The organism is Blautia massiliensis (ex Durand et al. 2017) (assembly GCF_051861785.1).
Lineage (GTDB): Bacteria > Bacillota > Clostridia > Lachnospirales > Lachnospiraceae > Blautia_A > Blautia_A luti_A.
The window spans coordinates 2,161,730-2,179,922 of sequence record NZ_CP146725.1 but is presented as its reverse complement, the minus strand read 5'-3'; the positions used below and the strand labels follow the sequence as shown (position 1 = coordinate 2,179,922).

Below are 18,193 nucleotides of genomic sequence, written 5' to 3'. Positions count from 1 at the left end.
ACAAGTGTTTCTTTTATACTATAGAGATTTTTTTGAGCAGATATGCTCAGATGTGCAATTCATCTCCCCACCTGAAGAGGTGGGAGAATTCTTGCTACATTTGTTAAAATATATAGATTTCACAAATCCCTATCGATATACATTCTTCTGTCATAGATGTATAAAGATTTTGCACAGTTCGTTTTTTTCATAAAACTTATTCTGTTTTTCAACTTCTGTGATATAATGCTTTATTATAATAATTTCCATGGACAAAATAAGGTGAACCAAGTGAAAAAGAAAACACTTGTGCCTCTTATCATTTTTTTACTGGGCATATGCCTTGTTAGTTTGATTGTATACAAAACAGACACCCACGAAAAAGAGCAGAGACACATAACAGCACAATTAAACGTAGCCACCTATGGCGAACAAATAAAGAATGAAATTACAAATGGAATTGAGATCACAGATACCTTGAAGCAAATCTTAATAAGTGAAGATGGCGACATCCATCAGTTTGAAACAATTGCAGGAAATCTTATGTCTGATTCTATTGAAAGTGTACAGCTCGCTCCTAATGGTGTTGTTACAGATATTTATCCGGCTAATGGAAATGAGACAGGTAAGATTGATTTGATCCATGATAAAGACCGCGGAAAAATTTCCTGTTACGCAAGAGACAACCATACAATCATTACGCAGGGCCCCTTCAAATTAAAACAGGGAGGATATGGAATTGCAGTCCGCAATCCCGTATACCTGAAAGATAAAAATGGACATGAGTATTTCTGGGGATTTACTATTGTTATCCTGCGTGTTCCGGATATTTTTTCAGATTCAATCAGTGCACTTTCAAATTTTGGATACGAATACAAAATTTCAAAAACAGACGCTCCATGGAGCGATACTTATAAAGTGGTTTATCAATCAGATGGGCAAATAAATCGTCCTGTTTCTTATACATTTACAATAGGAGATGAAAACTGGAAATTTGAAGTAACTCCTAAAAGTGGATGGAGAAATGCCACACTACTGATAATCATCATCGGAATGTTTCTTACAATAAGCCTTCTCCTGTCAGTTCTTACCAGAGTATGGTTAGTAGCAAAAGAACATAAGAAAAAGTTTCAGATACTGGCGCGCACAGATTCTCTTACAAATATTTATAACCGCTATGGATTTGATGAATTTGCAGAAAAAATGATTCAAAAAAATCCAAAAGCACATTTTGTGGCTGCTCTCCTTGATATCGATGATTTCAAGTTTATTAATGATATCTATGGACATAATTACGGAGACAGGGCACTAAAGAATCTTGCAGACAGCATGAAGACTTTTTTCCCATCCGATGCATTACTTGGAAGAAATGGTGGTGACGAATTCTGCATTCTTTTACCAAATTGTACCTTTGCAGAAGCAGCTATACAGCTGCAGAAATTCACCAAACTTCCTAAATCATTCTCATACCATGGTAAGGAACATGCATTTTATATTTCTCTAGGATATGCAGAATATCCAACATTTGCATCCAATCGTTCACAACTCATGCGCTGCGCAGATGCCGCTCTTTATGAAATAAAACTTCATGGAAAAAATGGATGTATGGTCTACAGAGAAGGACTTCGGTCAGGTGCCCGCAAACAACTTGGATTCGCATTCAAGGATATCTCTGAACATCTTCCAGGTGCATTCATCATATACAGAGCTGACAAAGAAGATGATGAACTATTTTTTGCAAATGATGAATTTCTTCATATATCCGGATATAAAGATATAGATGAACTGTTCAGACTTACTGAGAAAAGTTTTCGCAACTTGGTTCGTGAAGATGAACAGCAACAGATAGAATCAAGTATCTGGGAACAGATTGACAACGGCAATGAAAATGACTATATTCACTTTCATCTTCGAAAAGCTGACGGAACTTATTTTTCTGTTCTTGATCATGGAAGAATTGTAGAGAGCCCGCAATACGGGAAAGTATTTTATGTATTGTTCATGGATTGGGAAGATATGCATATTCGTTACAATGATAAATTCGCAAGATAAAATATTGCAAAAAACAGAGCGTATGATCTATTTTCACATAATGTTTATGTCGGCAAGCTCTATCAAAAGGAAATCGACTTTATTGCTCAGAGAAGCAACGAGAAGTTTTATATTCAGATCAGCGACAACATTTCCGGGCAGTAAACATTTGAGAGAGAATGCTTTCCTCGGCTTCAGATTCGAGATGCTTATCCGAAAATGATTATTGCTAGAACCAAACATCCCCAATATAGCTATGAAGGAATCGTAATTTACGATATAGCCGATTGTTTACTACAAGAATAAGCAAGACGAAATATCTCCAGCATTCTCTTTTGAAATGATGGAGATATTTTTATTATGACGGAGATTGCAGATGAATTCAGACGAAGCATCCTACGAAAAGAGTTTTATATACTCCATTTGGATTTTGAATTTTTATGAAACAATAGAAATAGGCTCTGCTCCTCACGATGAATGAGATCATTACTTCAACAAAACAATTTGCTTCACTTTTTAGAAGATGAACAAAATGATTTCTGCACCAAAACCAGTTCCATGAAGCATGGCAACCCTTTGAGGAAGAGCCATCTTATTTGTGTTTTTGGCCATTGATATCATCTTCTCTTTTAAATAAACAGTGGTCAGCAATAACTAACCACTGTTTATTATATCGCCTATTTTGTTCTTCTCCAACTCTTTAACAGTAAAAATACTCCGTTCGACAATAAATTTCTATCCCTCTGATATTGTATATCCACTATAGTTTTAGATGTATCATCTTTACCATCTTGAATTGATCAGAAACCGCCATACTGACCTTTGTGAACAACTTTAAGCCGTTTTAGGGATGTAACGATAGTATGGTTCCTCCGCAATCACTTTCACATTACCCCCGATTTTTGCTGCCAGTTCTTCCGCTGAATCCACATAAAAGAACATCTGTGCATCGGCATGGCCGACCTGTTTCATATATTTTTTCTTCATCATGGTCATGCCTCTTTTGTTCACCGTATCAAAAACAACTTCCATATTTCCAAATTGCCCAATCATACGCAGAAGGGCAATGACCTTATGTTCCTCAAAATAATGAAACAACCCGCCTGCAGTAACGAGAATAGGAGCATCAAGTACATCATTGCGAACCTTTATGATCCAGTCCTTCACAAAGGCATCCCCTGAAATATAGAATTCCCGCTCCGGTTCGGGAAGAAGTCCTCGCCGGTATTCGATTACATGAGGCAGATCCACGGCATACCAGTGTGTTTTTCCGTTATCACATCGGTGATAGGTTGTTTCCAGGCCACAGCCCAGCTGGACAATCACACCGTCCGGTCTGCGTTCCAGAAAAGATCGAATGAACCAATCCATATTGGCAGACCGGGAAGCAGAGGCCAAGAGGGTGTACTGGTTCTGCATATTCTGTTTAATCAAGTCTGAAGGCAGCCTGTTTTTCAATTCTAATGTTTTTCTATCATATACAATTTGTGGGCAATGCTCACTGGCATAGATTCTGCCCAGCATAGGGACAAACAGGGTATCCTCCACAACGCCTAATGTTTGCATAACCAGCCCTCCTTTTTCTTTATGCAAGTTTCCAGTTCTGGCTTTCTGTCTGCAGTTTTACCATATGGGCATATACACCATTCTTTTCTTCCAGATCCCTTGGTGATCCTTCTTCTGCCACGGTGCCATCAGAAAGGACAACGATCTTATCCGCTCCGGCTACGGTACGCATTCTGTGGGCGATAACCAGAACAGTTTTATCTGCGATCAGACGGGAAAGGGCTGTCTGTATCAGAGTTTCATTTTCCACATCCAGGGAAGCAGTCGCTTCATCCAGAAGAATGATCGGCGCATTTTTCAGAAATGCACGGGCAATAGAGATACGCTGGCGCTCTCCGCCGGATAGTTCACAGCCATTTTCCCCGATATTGGTATGCCATCCATCCGGCAGTTTTTCCGCAAATTCATCCACATTGGCAAGTTTCGCAGCCGCAATGACCTGTTCATCTGTGGCGTCTTTGTTTCCGATTCGGATATTCTCCAGAATCGTATTGTCAAACAGTGTGACATCCTGGAATACGATGGAATACAGAGAAAGCAGTGTTTCCGGGTCAATTCGGGATACATCCATGCCTCCCACGGTAACCTTTCCTCTGTTAATATCCCAGAACCTTGCTGCCAGCCGGGATACGGTTGTTTTTCCGCCGCCAGATGGGCCGACCAAAGCCGTAACCTCTCCCTGTTTTGCCGTAAAGGAAACATCTTTCAATACGGTTTCTCCGGTATTGTAGGCAAACCCAACATGGTCAAAGACAATATCATACCCCTGATTGGAAAGCCTGTCACTGCCTTGCTGGATCGGATGATCGAGAATCTCATTCATACGGGCAATGTTGGTTCGTGTACTGATGACTGCCGCAAGATTCTGGAGCGCGCCCTGCAGAGGGTCATACAAACGGGATACTACCAGAAGGAACATAAAGAATGTAAGCACGGAGAGGCTCCCTTGCATGAGCAGAACAGCTCCCACCAGCGCAACCGTTGCAATACCAAGCTTCAGCACCAGCGATGCGGAAACCACAAAAACAGCAAGGCCGAATTCATTGAGGATGGAACGATGCTCCACGGCACGGATCTTCTTTTCCAGACCTTTTAAATATGCCTGCTCCGCATTGTTCGCTTTCAGGTCACGAACCGTTTCAATGCACTCCTGTATCCCGTCTGCGCAGGCCATCTTCACGTCCATCGCTTTCTGGTTCAGATTTTCCTGAATCTTAGCGGAAAATCCCACAATCGCAAAGGCAACCGGCAGAACCCATAAGGCAGCCAGTGCCATTCTCCAGTCCGTAAAGAGCAGACCGATGGAAATCAGAACCGTAGAAATGATCGAACCTGCAAGCTCAGGGATAAAATGCGAAAAACTTTGTTCCAGAAAGGTACAGTCCGCCATAATCGTACTGGTAAGATCGGCTAAATCCTTTTTCCCGAAAAAAGAAAGGGGGATTTTGCGCAGATGCTCTGCCAGAGTAATACGGCGGATACCGCTTTCTTTGTAAGTGGCAAAATAGGTGGCATTGTATTGAAAGAAAGTAGTCAGCAGTATCAGGCCGATACACACCACGCAGCCTGCCACATAAAATGGAATTTTCCCACCGGGAACACCCCCGTTCATCAGATCGCTGACCAGGTAATATAAAAGTCCTACCGGAAACATCAAAGACAGATTCTGAAGGACACAGGCCAGGCAGCCTTTGATCAGGTCTTTTGCTCCCTGTTCAGACAGGGCATATTTTTTCTGCAGTTTTTTGATCATATCACTGCACCTCCTTTGTTACCTTCCATTGCACGGAAGTCTGGTAATTTTTCCACATACGGCTGAAAATGCCGTCTTTTGCAAGCAATTCACGGCTGTTGCCGCACTCGGCAACCTGTCCGTCGCAAATGACAAATATCTGATCCACATTTGTTACGGTAGAAAGCCTGTGGGCAATCATAATCACCGTTTTTCCCTCGGAAAGTTTTGAGAAAGCAGCCTGTACGCGGCTTTCGTTATCCGGGTCAGCAAAGGCAGTGGCTTCATCCAGAATGATAATCGGAGCATTTTTCAGCATTACACGGGCAATGGCAATTCGCTGCTGCTCGCCGCCGGAAAGATAGACACCCTTTGTACCGATAACCGTATCCACACCCTGTGGGAGTTTTTCCAGAATATCATCGCATTGGGCGTGATGAAGGGCAGCCAGAATTTCCTCACGGGTAGCTTCCGGTTTCCCCATACGCACATTTTCCAGAATGGACGCCTTGATCAGACGGCTGTTCTGAAATACGAAAGACACCGTATTCATGAGTTCCTCTTTCGGGATGTCTTTCACATTGACACCACCTATTTTTACCATTCCGCTCTGGGGATCAAAAAATCGGGAAATCAGGTTGGCAAGGGTTGTTTTACCACCGCCGGACGGGCCGACAAAAGCTACGGTTCGTCCTTCAGGAATGGTCAGTGAAATATCTTTTAATACTTCTTTTTTTCCATCATAGCTGAAATGAACCGATTTCAGTTCCACAGAAGCATTTTGCGGATGCATTGGGTGTTTGGTTTCCTCCAGAGGCTTCAAATGCAAAACGCTGTCAATTCTCTGTAAAGCGTCATCTACGATCATGGCATTTTCACTTTGGAACATGATGCGTGTCAGTGTAACAGAAATAACCGGTGTAATGATAATATAGAAAATGAGATCCAGTAAGAAACCGGAAGTCACACCGTCTTGTGTAAGCAACAGTCCTCCGGCGATCAGTGTGGCAAAAACTCCGTTGATCGCAGCTGTATAGAACATCATCGGCGTCCGAAGCTGCTTGGTATAGGCGATCACCCATACTTTATACCGGTCGATGGAGTCTTTAAACTTCTTAAAGGAAAAGATCGTCTGGCCAAAGGTTTTTACCACCGGAATCCCGCGGACATACTCTACCGCTTCATTGGACATATCCTCCAGCGCATTCTGGTATTCTTTCATCTTTTCCTGCATCTGCTTTCCGGTCATTGCCATCATGATCAGAAAGCCCAGCACAACCGGAACAAGGCTCAACAGTCCCAGTCTCCAGTCAAACACGAACAACAGCACCAAAAGACCGCAGGGGGTTGCAATGGCATTGGCTCTGTCGGGAAGCTGATGGGCGAGATAGGTTTCGGTGGCTGCACTGGATTCGTTGACGATTTTGCGCAGTTTTCCGCTGCCAAAACTCTCGGCAAATCCAAGAGGAAGCTTAACAATATGCTCCATGGTCTGGATACGCAGGTTTGTAGCAATACGAAATGCACCCAAATGTGAACACATCAGCCCTGCTATGTAGACAAGCACCGCTATAACCGCAAACAATACTGCCATCCAGCCATTACCGGTCAGGTTCTGTGCCTGACTAAAATTCGGTGCCACCTCCAATACTTCCTTGATCATTTTCCAGATGTAATAGAATGGTACCAGAGCAATCAGGGCACTGATGGCAGAAAGCACCCAGGAAGCATAGGTCAGGTACTTATGGCTGCCTGCAATTTCCAGCAGGCGTGATAAATTGGATTGCTTTTTCAAAAAAATCCCTCCTTTTCTTTGTGTTTATGATAAAGAGAACACGTCTATGTTCTTACAATATCCGAATTTAGGTTAGTTATAGTTAACTGCTGAACAAAAATTATAAGGCATTACTGCCCCATAATTTTCATCCATCCCGCTGTATAAAAGGCGCGCATTTCTTTAACGTAGTTTTCGGCATCTTTGAGCGGCATTTCGTGGATGATCAATTCAAAAAAAGTATGAAACATTCCGGTGATCAGAATATGCTCCAGCGAAGGATCGATATGCGGAGAGGACCGTCCAAGCTGCCTTAAGACATCCTGATAGGCATGCGTCCCATCTACCTCAATCTCCACCATTTCATCAATTAGCCCGGCAAATTTTGTTCCTTCCGAACAGCAGAGGATCAGTTTACATTCCTCTAAATGTTCGTACGCATAATAGAGAATATCGTACATGCAGATTCCCGAAATATCACTCATGACTTCCGGCTGCTGGGCAGCTGGTAGTTCGGCGAACTCCTGCTGTGCCTTTATAAAACGGTTACGAATATATTCGTAATGCTCACCAACGATGGCTTCAAAAAGTTCTTCTTTGCTTTTGTAATATCCGTAAAAGGCTCCGGTAGTCATTCCCACGGATTTCACAATATTCCGCAGGGAAGCGTCTTTATATCCTTTTTCTAAAAATTCTGCTTTCGCTGCCCGGTGGATATTTTCTAAAGTCGTTCCATTTCCGTTTATTTTGCACACCTCCTATATAACAGCGCTATATAACACTGTTATAATTTTAATCTCTAAAAATGATTTTGTCAAGAGCAACAAGAAATAGTTGCATAAAAACAGCAATCCAAACATCATTCTGCACTTTATTACTGATAAAATTTTTAAATACTGGTTTTTATAACAGTTTTATTTTTTCTAGTAAATGATAAGCAGGGCGGAGATTGTTCTCACACCCTGCTTTGTGATTATCATGAATTATCCAAAGATCTTCTTCACTTTTTCTTTCAGCCTGTCCATACGCCTGTAAACCGCCTTTTCGGTAATCTTCAGATACCTGGCGATTTCATGAGTGCTATACCCCTGGATCTTCATCAGAACGATCTGAAGGGTAAGCCTGTCCACGGTGATCAGTACATGATACAATTCCTGATTCTCAATACACTCTATGATTTCACGAACTTAAATTCATTTTTAACTCAACAACAAGTTTCCCAAACTAAAAATTATTCATTTAATTCAGCCTCAATCTCTTCAATAGTAGGCATACTACCTCTAAACTCTTCTGGTATAAGTTTTGATAATTCATAGCTAGAAATACCAAGTGGCTGGCTAGTAGATTCTAATGCATACTGGGCTTCTACTTTATCCATATCTTTGCAAATCAGAAGTCCCAATGTAGGATTATCGGCTTCTGTTTTCATCTGATGATTAACAGCCACAACATAAGTTCCCAATTGACCTGCATAAGAAGAATCAAATTTTCCTGTTTTTATTTCTCATCAACACTGTACACATGGATATCTTCTTTTGAGACATACCGCAGATAGATTCCATAGATCTTTGCGGAATAATCCATGTACAACTGCATCCTCGGCATGGCTGTAATGTACTTCACACAATCCGGTATCTCATGGATCCGGCACCGGTGCTTGATGCCAAGAGACTTCATAGCCGGAGTGATTGCCAAGCAGATTGTTGACTTTGATCTGGTCGGATCTGCAACCACCAGGTTTACTTTAAATGGATCCAGTCCACGTTCTACGCATTCTACAGAAGCATAAAAGGACTTCAGATCAATACAGATAATAGAAGTCTGATCCTGACTCACATTGCCACCTCCCATACGTCTTTCCTCTTTTTGTAACACGTATCCCATTTTAACTATCAATGACTGTCTATCTTTCCTGTTTTCTTCAAAATACAGGAAATTCATTTCACATATTCATTGACAAAAGAGGAAATATTGTGCATCTTATAGGAAAGATGTTTCCCTTATCTGTGATTCACATTATAGGAGAGATATTTCCCTTTGTTAAGATTAATTTTTATTTTTTTTGGGAGACACATTTCCCGTTTTGCCTTGAAGCGGCTAATGAAACTTATAAGACAAGGTTTAGAAAGAGGTATGTTTATGACATTCGGTGAAAAAGTAAGATCATTAAGAAAAGAAAAAAAGATGAGTCAGCAGGAACTGGCCAGTATGGTTGGTGTTTCATATAGGACCATTCGATCCTGGGAAGTAGAAGGACGTTTTCCAAAACAAAATGTTCTGTATCAGAAACTGGCAGATGCATTACAGTGTGACGTTTCTTATCTCATGAGTGAGAATGAAGCTTTTATCACAGAAGCATCCGAACAGTTTGGTAACCGTGGTGCCAGACAGGCTCAGCAGATCCTGGAACAGGCTGCAGCTATGTTTGCCGGTGGATCACTGACAGACGAAGATAAAATAGCTTTTATGGATGAGATCCAGAGCCTTTATCTGGATTCCAAAAGACGTGCAAAGAAATTTACACCGAAAAAATATCTGAAAAACCAAGAGGAAAAATAATAGAAGGCGGGATTATTGTACACCTAATCTGTTACCTTATAGTTACAAGGATATTTCTGCCCTTTTATTTTTTACTTTTGAGGTGATTTATTTGAGAAACACTTACATATATACAGAAACAAAGAAATTAATCAAGAAATATGGAACCCGAGATCCATTTGAGATCATGGATCAGATGAACATTGTTGTCGGGGAAACTTCCAGATATAAGACACTGAAAGGATATTGTTTTATGAGCTGCAAGACGATCTATGTCATGATCAGCAGTTTCCTTTCAGAAGAAGAAAAGATGATCGTTGCCGCCCATGAATTAGGGCATATCATCCTGCATCGTTCCCAGCTGAAAATGGCTCCGGTGCAAGATGATACCCTCTACAATATCACCAGATGGAAGATCTTATCATGATTTATCTGGTTTCTGAATCAGAAGTAGAGAAGACATATGAAATGTTTTATGGTGAAAATGCTTTGTTTGATTTTCGTACTAAAAAATATTTAGCCCGAATCGTAACATCACCAAAGTCAGCTCGTTGAAAAGATACAGATTTTTGATGCAGGTAAAGATGACAGGATAATGGAACTTGTTAAATTACTTGTGGCAGATTCTCTTCACGAGAATAATCCTAATAAAGAATTTGATGAACTGCGCTTTGCTGTCGACGACGACGGAACAAATATTCTTATAATCATTAATAAGGGTGAAATCACTGGTGCAGTTGACATTGACAATATGTATGAATTTGCTTCTTCACACTGCACTGATTTCAAAGATCTCCGCGATGATGAGGATATTGTTATCAATAGGGAGTGGATCCTTAACAAACTTACCGAAGAAGAAAATTAATAATATATTTGGTGGCTACACCCCCAAGCCCCTGTAGAATAAATAACGCCAGTACTGGATATCAAAAATCCCGCACTGGCGTTATTTATTAAAATATTTTGTTTTTTAATCTTCAACACTCTCTACTGAAACTTCTTTTTTCTTCCTACTTTTACCAGAAATCATCTTGTGTCCTGTATAAATAGCCATAATCATGCAAAGCAAAGAACTTGCTGCAAAGTACTTATGGCCTTCTTTTGATCCCTTATAACCTGTATAAAAAGTTCCAAGCATTGTAATCAGTGCACCGATAGACCAATATTTATGTGATTTCATTCAGATACCTCCTGCCGTTTTTCTTAATCATATACCTTTTAAAAGATATATACAAACTGGAATTGAACAAAATCGCTGCGCGATGGCCTACCAAGGCTATGGCATAGCGATTTTCTTTTTTCTATAACAAAACAGTGGAAAGCAAGTCCTAAAGGTAGTATTGTTAAGTCACCACAACGAAACAATCAAACAGGATCGACCTTCCCACTGCCTATGAAAAGAATACCACCCTTCCGCTTGGTTGGCAAGCGGTTTTATGACCCAAATGCACCTCCATATAAAGCAGTGTTCCGGATAACTACTGATTTTATATGGAGGATTTTATTATGTATGAAAAATATTTAGAACAGCTTGAGGAAGCCGGAAAAATCCATAACCTTAAAGAACGTTCCATCAACTGCTATAAAAACTATGTCTCTTATTTTCTGAAATATCAGAATAAGAATCCTGAAGAGCTTACCTGTCAGGATGTCAGGACTTTTTTGCTTGCGAAAAAAGAGGAAGGACTGAAAGCCACAACCCTGAATCTCTATAATTCTGCTATCCGTTTTTTCTATCGGAATGTCCTGCATATCCTTTGGGATGATATCACAGTTCCTCGTATGATCCTGGAACATAAACTTCCGACTGTACTGACCGCCTCTGAGATTGACCGTTTGTTATCTGCTGTTGACGACATCAAATATAAGGCTATGTTCGCAATCATGTATTCTTCTGGCATGAGGGTTTCTGAAGTGATCCATCTTCACTATGATGACATTTCACGTACCAACATGACAATTCATGTTCGTGAAACCAAAGGCAGAATTGACAGGTATACAATTCTGTCTCAAAAGAATTTAGACCTTCTCACAGAGTATTGGTACAAATGTGGCCGCCCTAAAGATATCCTTTTCCCAAGTTCCTGGCCCGGTGGATATCTTGATATAGCCAGTGTTAACCAGTTCTTTAAGAAAAGTGCTAAACTCGCCGGCATTAACCGTCATGTTTCCTCTCATGCGTGCCGTCATAGTTTTGCCAGCCACTTATTCGAAAATGGCACAGATATAAAATATATCCAGTCACTTCTGGGACATGTTGATCCTCGCTCTACAGATGTTTACCTTCATGTGAGCAACAAGACACTTCTTGGAATCCGCAGCCCGTTCGACAACCCGGAAGGTGGTGAATCATGAGTAAGGATTGTACGATTCAGGATGTTTTTCATCGTTTTTATTCATCTTTTGAATCCACACATAGTATTTCTCCCGCTCAGCGAAAGGCCGCTTATCACATCATGAATTGCAAAACTGGTGCCTTTGGTGTGAATGTAAGCGTATGCGAGGACTGCGGCTGCATGTCAGTCCACTATAACTCCTGCCGTGACAGGTGCTGTCCTATGTGTCAGGAATTTCCAAAAGAAAAATGGGTAGATGCACGGCGTGAGGATATCTTAGATGCTCCTTATTTCCATGTGGTTTTTACAGTTCCGGAAGAACTCAATCCCATTATCTACAGCAACCAGAAATTCTTATACGCTGTTCTTTATCATGCGGCTTCAGATACTCTCAGTGAACTTGCTGCTGACAGTAAATACCTTGGGACTGATATCGGCTATATTGGTATTCTCCATACATGGGGAAGTACCATGAACTTTCATCCTCATATCCATGCGATTGTTCTTGGTGGAGGGCTGGATGTGAAAAATCATTGGAAAGACAATGGGAAAGATTTTTTCCTTCCGATTAAGGTAATCTCAAAAACGTTTCGTGGAAAATACATGGCTGAACTTAAGCAGCTCTGGGAAAATGACAGGCTTGAATTTCATGGATCGGCTGCACCTTACAAAAACTACTATACTTTCAAGGAATTGTTAAATACCTGCTATGCAAAGGAATGGATTCCTTATTGCAAGAAACCATTTGACGGTGCCGAATCTGTCATCAGATACCTTGGAAAATACACCCACCGGATTGCTATCAGCAACTACCGTATCAAAGACATGACAGAATCTACAGTTACATTTTCTGCTAAAGATTACAAAAACCAAGGGCTTTGGAAAGAGATCACCTTATCCAGCGAGGAATTTATCCGTCGATTTTTAATGCATAATCAATGGTTTCTTTGACAAGGTTTTCATAAGTCTGATAATCCTCAGAGCAATTATCGCTATCAAATCTTTCCTCATCCACAGATACAATATGATTAGATTTATTATCATTCATTTCAGTATCACTAAGATTAGTATTATTAGGGTTTGAAAAGTAAACTTCTTGAAGTTTGTTTTCGGGACTTCTAGAAGTTTGATTTTGGGACTTCATGAAGTTTGAATTGTAAACTTCTGTAGGTTCCTCATTTTCCACAGAAGTTTGTTTTTTAAACTTCTTTAATTCCTCTTCAAATTTTTTCTCATCTGTTTTCTCAGACATAAAGGTTTTCACGTAGATGACGTTCACCTTTCCAAATCCCTGTCTTCGTTTCTCAATCAGACCAATTCCTGTTTCGTCATCCAGTTCTCTCATGGATTTGATGGCTTTATTTCTGCCACAGTTCAGTAATTCCATGATATCTTCGATGAAAAAGTAGATATATGCTCTGTTTTTCTCGTCAAACCACTGATTCTTGATGGAAAGAGACATTCGATCCAACATCAGTCCATAGTAAAGTTCCAAACAGACATTGCTGTTTGACCATTAGCTGTAGCTAATAGAATTGAATACTGTTTCAGCTAATTTATGTTTGCAGGTTTGGGAGAGATTGTTTCTTTTCCCGGCTTTTCTCTGATTTACATCGCCGAATAAGGGGTGACAACAGAGCGGAACCCAAATGTTAGCTGGACTTTCTAAAACCCATGTTTGCAGACCGGTAATTTTGATTAGCTGTCAGCTAACAAAAATCGGATTGTGTTAGCTGGAAATTGATCATTTTGAATGGAATTTTGTGTCACGAACGTGATTTGAAAATAACAAAAGCGTTCGTTTTCAGCTAATCCAGCTAACATTTTCGAACGCTTTGAAGCCCGTCGCCAAGAGGATTTGAACCTCCGACCCCTCGCTTAGGAGTATGGCTTACCATGTGATACACGGTTCGGATGTAACTTCCAATATCATCCCTTACGCAGAATGACTTGTAGTAAACGAACTTTATGGTGCAAAACACCTATTCTGACGCAGTTTTATGTGTCCGTTGGGTGGTCCTATTAGCAAATTCTTAGCAAGAGGACACCCAGCCAAAGCCGATTGCTACTGCCATTCTTCACTCCCTTAGTCAAAATGACAAGGCAAATACATGGAGGTTACTATGGACAAGAAAGAGAAAAAGTCACTGCCGGAACCGCGCACATATACCGTGGAACAGATTGCGGCCATGCTCAACATTGGCCGCACAACCGCATATCAGCTCGTCAAGCAGGAGGAGTTCAGGATCGTCCGCATCGGAAATGCGATCCGCGTCTCCAAGAAATCTTTTGACGAGTGGCTGGAAAGTTTGGAATTGTGAATATCGCAAGAAACGCCGTAGGCTCAAAAACCTATGGCGTTTTTTTATACCCATTTTTGAAGGAGGCTGGCAATGAAACTGACAGAAGCAGAAATGAGGATGGTGTTTCAGATTGAAAGTACCAATCAGAACGCTGCCCTGAATGAGATTTACATGACATGGCGCTATGCGCCGAACCCGGCAACGAAAGAAACGGCGGAAGGCCTTCTGGACAAGCTCCGCCCACTGTCGGATCAGGAGTGCATGGATTTGATCCGCAAGGTGCAGGCCGAATACCGTCTGCCGGAGAAAGCCCGCACCATCGGGGAAATGCTGGCAGAAGCCAGGCAACGATCCGGGGCGCAGAAGTTATCCGGCCATGACATTATGGCTTTGGAGCGTTTCGACCCGGCAACCAGGCACATGATCGTCTTTGATGTGCTTACCCATGACTCGCCTGTTGGCTGGAAGGGTGAGAAAATGCGCCTGTTCCTGACCGACACCGGATACAGCAAGGCTTTGGAAAATCAGGAAAAGGGACATATCAAAATCCGTAACCATGCGAAAGTGCTTTCTGGCGATCTCCACTATGACCATAAAGACCGTGAGAGGTAGTCGCCCCCAAAATGTATCAAAATCAGCGGAAAATCTTCTGTTTCTTCCTCCGTGGCTTGCGTTCTGAACAGGGTGTAGATGTTTTCCCATGTGGGAGGCTATGGAGGCGTACAAACGGATAAACCGCTTATAATCAACACTTTTTATTTTCACAGGAAGGAGGTACGAAGATGGCTGTTTTTCGTATTGAAAAGACCCGTGATTATACGGTCATGTCGAACCATCACTTGAAAGATCGAACGCTGACCCTGAAATCCAAAGGGCTGCTGTCCATGATGCTGTCGCTCCCTGACGAGTGGAATTACACCACCAGAGGTCTTGCGGCGATCTGCCGGGAAGGTGTGGACAGCATCGGTGCGGCATTGAAGGAGCTGGAAACCCACGGGTATATCCGGCGCACCCAGCTTCGGGATGAAAAAGGCAAGATCACGGATACCGAGTATGTCATTTACGAAATGCCTCAGTGCGAGCCGCCGTCAAGCCCAGGTACGCCTTTACCGGGTACGGCAAAGCCATATACGGAAAACCCGGATATGGGTGTCCCGGATACGGCGGAACCGTGTACGGAAAACCCCGCACAATTAAATACTAATCAAACAAAGACTGATTTATCAAGTACGGAGATATCAAATCCTATCCAATCAAATCCCCCTACCCCCGCAGGGGCAAGGATGGGAATGGATCGGATGGGAGCCAGAGAATGCTATCGTGAAGTGATTTTGGATAACATCGAGTACAGCTATCTGGTGCAGGACAGCCATATCGACCGTGAGCAGCTTGACGAGATCGTTGACCTGATCGTGGATACCGTATGTTCTGCCCGCAAAGTCATCCGCATTGCCGGAGATGATTATCCGGCGGAGGTAGTAAAGTCCCGGTTTATGAAGCTGGACAGTTCCCATGTGCAGTATGTCATAGACTGCATGAAGGAGAATACCTCCTATGTCCGCAACATCAAGAAATATCTGCTGGCGGCGCTGTATAACGCCCCGACCACCATCAACAGCTATTATTCTTCCCTGGTGCAGCACGATATGTACGGGGACGGGCAAAGGGGGCGAGGGTAAATGCAGGAGGAAGTAACGCGGGGCGCCGTGACACTCATTGTTGACGGAGCCAAGCTAAGTGAGCAGGTCTTTGAAAAGGCCGTCAAAAAATTCCTGGAGGAAATCCAGAAAAGCCAGAAGCCCAAAATCTACCGCGGCAGGCAGAGCCTTAAACAGCTTGCCAGCCAGAACGCCGGTCTTGCCAATATCGAGATCAGTGACAAGAATATCAAGGCTTTCTCCCGTGTGGCGAAGAAATACCATGTGGATTTTGCCTTGAAGAAGGACACCGCCGCAGAGCAGCCCCGTTACTTGGTCTTTTTCAAAAGCCGGGACGCGGATGCCATCACAGCGGCATTTCAGGAGTTTGCCAGCCGGAAAATGAGCCGTGAGGAAAAGCCCTCCATCCGGGAACGGCTGACCCAGGCGAAGGAACAGGCGGCGGAGAAAACGGAACACCGCACCATTGACCGGGAGAAAGTAAAGGTCAAAGATCGGAGCGTGCAGAGATGAACATGAAAAAACTGTTTTTGCTGAATCTCCCGTATCTTCTGTTCGTGTATCCCTTCGATAAGCTGGCACAGGCTTTCCGGCTTGCGCCCGGTGCTGACCTTTCCGGCAAGCTGCTCTCCATTGGGGACGGCTTCACGGCAGCCATTTCCTCCCCGTGGCTCAGTTTCCATCCCACGGACCTGCTGATCGGCATAGCGGGTGCGGTGATCCTTCGCATGGCGGTCTATCTGAAAGGCAAGAACGCAAAGAAATACCGCCACGGAATCGAATATGGTTCTGCCCGCTGGGGAACAGCGGCAGATATCGCTCCCTACATGGACAAGGACTTTTTCCAGAACATCCCTATGACGCAGACGGAGCGGATCACAATGGCGAGCCGTCCAAAGCAGCCGAAGTATGCCAGAAACAAAAACATTCTGGTGATCGGCGGTTCCGGCAGCGGCAAGACGCGGTTCTTCTGTAAGCCGTCGCTGCTGCAAGCCCATTCGTCCTATGTCTGCACCGATCCGAAAGGAACCTTGCTGCCGGAGATCGGCACTTTCCTGGAACGGAAGAAATACCGTATCAAGTGCCTCAACCTGATAAACTTCCGAAAATCCATGAGATACAACCCACTGGCCTACATTCGGTCAGAGAAGGATATCTTAAAGCTGGTGAACGCCCTGATTATGAACACGAAGGGCGAAGGCGAAAAATCTTCGGAAGATTTCTGGGTCAAAGCGGAACGCCTCTATTATTCCGCGCTGATCGGCTACATCTGGTACGAGGCCACGGAGGAAGAAAAGAACTTCATCACACTTCTGGACCTTATCAATGCCAGTGAAGCCAGAGAGGATGACGAAACCTATCAAAGCCCGGTGGACCTGCTTTTTTCTCAGTTGGAAGAACGGGAGCCGGACCACTTCGCCGTGAAGCAGTACCGCAAATTCAAGATGGCGGCGGGCAAGACCTTAAAATCCATCCTCATTTCCTGCGGCGCCCGGCTTGCTCCCTTCGATATCAAGGAGCTGCGGGACCTGATGGAATATGACGAACTGGAACTGGATACCCTGGGCGACCAAAAGACGGCGCTGTTTGTGATCCTGTCAGATACGGACAGCACTTTCAATTTCGTGGCCGCCCTCATGTATAGTCAGCTTTTCAATCTGCTCTGCGACAAGGCGGATGACTTCTACGGCGGGCGACTGCCTGTCCATGTACGCCTGATCCTGGACGAGTTCGCAAACATCGGCCAGATACCGAACTTCGATAAGCTGATCGCCACCATTAGAAGCCGTGAAATATCGGCTTCTATTATTTTGCAATCGCAGAGCCAGTTAAAGACCATCTACAAGGACGCCGCAGATACTATTGTCGGTAACTGTGACAGCACTTTGTTTTTGGGAGGCAAGGAGAAATCCACGCTCAAGGAAATTTCGGAGCTGCTGGGGAAAGAGACCATTGATCTCTATAACCAGTCCGAAAACCGGGGCAGCCAGGTTTCCCACGGCCTCAGTTATCAGAAATTAGGAAAGGAGTTGATGACCCAGGACGAATTGGCAGTGATGGACGGCGGCAAGTGTATCTTCATGCTGCGAGGCGTGCGTCCGTTCCTTTCGGACAAGTACGACCTCACCCGGCACCCGAATTACAGATACACGGCCGACGCCGACCCTAAAAATGTCTTTGACATGGAACGGTACATGAAGAAGCAGCGTGCCGTGGTAAAACCCACGGACACCTTCGATGTGTACGAGATTGACGCAACAACTTAACCCAAAATC

15 protein-coding genes and 6 pseudogenes are annotated in these 18,193 nt (G+C 43.2%); 12 read left to right on the top strand and 9 right to left on the bottom strand.

Annotation, left to right across the window (positions count from 1 at the left end):
- Positions 1-270 precede the first annotated feature (270 nt).
- Positions 271-2,031 (top strand): diguanylate cyclase domain-containing protein, encoded by a 1,761-nt coding sequence (locus V9W66_RS10485; protein WP_144100484.1) that lies wholly within the window; start codon positions 271-273, stop codon positions 2,029-2,031.
- A 36-nt stretch (positions 2,032-2,067) separates the two neighbouring features.
- A pseudogene (locus tag V9W66_RS10480) lies at positions 2,068-2,316 on the top strand (ATPase); the annotation flags it as partial.
- 454 nt (positions 2,317-2,770) lie between these two features.
- Here V9W66_RS10480 and V9W66_RS10475 read toward each other — a convergent pair.
- The 7 genes and pseudogenes from V9W66_RS10475 to V9W66_RS10445 form a co-directional block, all read right to left on the bottom strand.
- A pseudogene (locus V9W66_RS10475) lies at positions 2,771-3,576 on the bottom strand (class I SAM-dependent methyltransferase).
- A gap of 19 nt (positions 3,577-3,595) precedes the next feature.
- Positions 3,596-5,329, bottom strand: a complete 1,734-nt coding sequence (locus V9W66_RS10470; RefSeq protein WP_144094164.1) for an ABC transporter ATP-binding protein — start codon at positions 5,327-5,329, stop codon at positions 3,596-3,598.
- Position 5,330: 1 nt separating this feature from the next.
- Entirely contained in the window at positions 5,331-7,103 is a 1,773-nt protein-coding gene (locus tag V9W66_RS10465; protein WP_144094165.1) for an ABC transporter ATP-binding protein, read from the bottom strand.
- 110 nt (positions 7,104-7,213) lie between these two features.
- Positions 7,214-7,837 carry a TetR/AcrR family transcriptional regulator gene (locus V9W66_RS10460; protein ID WP_055066854.1) on the bottom strand — a complete coding sequence of 208 codons (624 nt, stop codon included), beginning with the start codon at positions 7,835-7,837 and terminating at the stop codon, positions 7,214-7,216.
- Positions 7,838-8,065: 228 nt separating this feature from the next.
- Positions 8,066-8,233, bottom strand: a complete 168-nt coding sequence (locus tag V9W66_RS10455; protein WP_243121730.1) for a sigma factor-like helix-turn-helix DNA-binding protein — start codon at positions 8,231-8,233, stop codon at positions 8,066-8,068.
- Between the two features lie 80 nt (positions 8,234-8,313).
- Positions 8,314-8,586, bottom strand: a pseudogene (locus V9W66_RS10450) (PDDEXK nuclease domain-containing protein); the annotation flags it as partial.
- Positions 8,586-8,933: pseudogene (locus tag V9W66_RS10445) on the bottom strand (DNA repair protein); the annotation flags it as partial. The pseudogenes V9W66_RS10445 and V9W66_RS10450, both read right to left, overlap by 1 nt.
- Before the next feature lie 249 nt (positions 8,934-9,182).
- Here V9W66_RS10445 and V9W66_RS10440 point away from each other — a divergent pair.
- The 3 genes from V9W66_RS10440 (at position 9,183) to V9W66_RS10430 (ending at position 10,485) form a co-directional block, all read left to right on the top strand.
- Complete coding sequence (locus V9W66_RS10440) at positions 9,183-9,641, top strand: helix-turn-helix domain-containing protein (RefSeq protein WP_005423558.1); 459 nt, start codon at positions 9,183-9,185, stop codon at positions 9,639-9,641.
- A gap of 91 nt (positions 9,642-9,732) precedes the next feature.
- Positions 9,733-10,047, top strand: a complete 315-nt coding sequence (locus V9W66_RS10435) for an ImmA/IrrE family metallo-endopeptidase (RefSeq protein WP_243121732.1) — start codon at positions 9,733-9,735, stop codon at positions 10,045-10,047.
- Between the two features lie 168 nt (positions 10,048-10,215).
- The gene (locus V9W66_RS10430) at positions 10,216-10,485 is read left to right on the top strand and encodes a hypothetical protein (protein WP_243121734.1); all 270 of its coding nucleotides are present in this window, start codon (positions 10,216-10,218) and stop codon (positions 10,483-10,485) included.
- A gap of 105 nt (positions 10,486-10,590) precedes the next feature.
- On the opposite strand, the gene V9W66_RS10425 is transcribed toward V9W66_RS10430, so the two are convergent.
- Positions 10,591-10,800, bottom strand: a complete 210-nt coding sequence (locus V9W66_RS10425; RefSeq protein ID WP_008392833.1) for a DUF6219 family protein — start codon at positions 10,798-10,800, stop codon at positions 10,591-10,593.
- 326 nt (positions 10,801-11,126) lie between these two features.
- Between V9W66_RS10425 and V9W66_RS10420 the strand changes: the two genes are divergently transcribed.
- Positions 11,127-11,975 (top strand): tyrosine-type recombinase/integrase, encoded by an 849-nt coding sequence (locus tag V9W66_RS10420; protein ID WP_144094166.1) that lies wholly within the window; start codon positions 11,127-11,129, stop codon positions 11,973-11,975.
- Positions 11,972-12,889: pseudogene (locus V9W66_RS10415) on the top strand (IS91 family transposase); the annotation flags it as partial. The gene V9W66_RS10420 and the pseudogene V9W66_RS10415, both read left to right, overlap by 4 nt.
- Here the strand turns inward: V9W66_RS10415 and V9W66_RS10410 are convergent.
- Positions 12,888-13,448, bottom strand: a pseudogene (locus V9W66_RS10410) (replication initiator protein A); the annotation flags it as partial. The pseudogenes V9W66_RS10415 and V9W66_RS10410 sit on opposite strands and share 2 nt — an antisense overlap.
- Before the next feature lie 631 nt (positions 13,449-14,079).
- On the opposite strand from V9W66_RS10410, the gene V9W66_RS10405 reads away from it, so the two are divergent.
- The 5 genes from V9W66_RS10405 (at position 14,080) to V9W66_RS10385 (ending at position 18,184) form a co-directional block, all read left to right on the top strand.
- Positions 14,080-14,277, top strand: coding sequence for a helix-turn-helix domain-containing protein (locus tag V9W66_RS10405; RefSeq protein ID WP_114000934.1), 198 nt, complete (start codon positions 14,080-14,082; stop codon positions 14,275-14,277).
- A 72-nt stretch (positions 14,278-14,349) separates the two neighbouring features.
- The gene (locus V9W66_RS10400; protein WP_117907916.1) at positions 14,350-14,871 is read left to right on the top strand and encodes a DUF5720 family protein; all 522 of its coding nucleotides are present in this window, start codon (positions 14,350-14,352) and stop codon (positions 14,869-14,871) included.
- Positions 14,872-15,041: 170 nt separating this feature from the next.
- Positions 15,042-15,938 (top strand): DUF6017 domain-containing protein, encoded by an 897-nt coding sequence (locus V9W66_RS10395; RefSeq protein WP_144094167.1) that lies wholly within the window; start codon positions 15,042-15,044, stop codon positions 15,936-15,938.
- Positions 15,939-16,430 (top strand): PcfB family protein, encoded by a 492-nt coding sequence (locus tag V9W66_RS10390; RefSeq protein ID WP_007705957.1) that lies wholly within the window; start codon positions 15,939-15,941, stop codon positions 16,428-16,430.
- The gene (locus V9W66_RS10385; RefSeq protein ID WP_144094168.1) at positions 16,427-18,184 is read left to right on the top strand and encodes a VirD4-like conjugal transfer protein, CD1115 family; all 1,758 of its coding nucleotides are present in this window, start codon (positions 16,427-16,429) and stop codon (positions 18,182-18,184) included. The genes V9W66_RS10390 and V9W66_RS10385 overlap by 4 nt, the downstream gene beginning before the upstream one ends.
- Positions 18,185-18,193 lie beyond the last annotated feature (9 nt).

Bases quoted from the DNA above. Each gene is read 5' to 3' on its own strand.
- V9W66_RS10400 (WP_117907916.1), top strand. From the start codon at position 14,350: ATGAAACTGACAGAAGCAGAAATGAGGATGGTGTTTCAGATTGAAAGT.
- V9W66_RS10385 (WP_144094168.1), top strand. From the start codon at position 16,427: ATGAACATGAAAAAACTGTTTTTGCTGAATCTCCCGTATCTTCTGTTC.
- V9W66_RS10420 (WP_144094166.1), top strand. From the start codon at position 11,127: ATGTATGAAAAATATTTAGAACAGCTTGAGGAAGCCGGAAAAATCCAT.
- V9W66_RS10405 (WP_114000934.1), top strand. From the start codon at position 14,080: ATGGACAAGAAAGAGAAAAAGTCACTGCCGGAACCGCGCACATATACC.
- V9W66_RS10425 (WP_008392833.1), bottom strand. From the start codon at position 10,800: ATGAAATCACATAAATATTGGTCTATCGGTGCACTGATTACAATGCTT.
- V9W66_RS10390 (WP_007705957.1), top strand. From the start codon at position 15,939: ATGCAGGAGGAAGTAACGCGGGGCGCCGTGACACTCATTGTTGACGGA.
- V9W66_RS10430 (WP_243121734.1), top strand. From the start codon at position 10,216: ATGGAACTTGTTAAATTACTTGTGGCAGATTCTCTTCACGAGAATAAT.
- V9W66_RS10395 (WP_144094167.1), top strand. From the start codon at position 15,042: ATGGCTGTTTTTCGTATTGAAAAGACCCGTGATTATACGGTCATGTCG.
- V9W66_RS10440 (WP_005423558.1), top strand. From the start codon at position 9,183: ATGAAACTTATAAGACAAGGTTTAGAAAGAGGTATGTTTATGACATTC.
- V9W66_RS10470 (WP_144094164.1), bottom strand. From the start codon at position 5,329: ATGATCAAAAAACTGCAGAAAAAATATGCCCTGTCTGAACAGGGAGCA.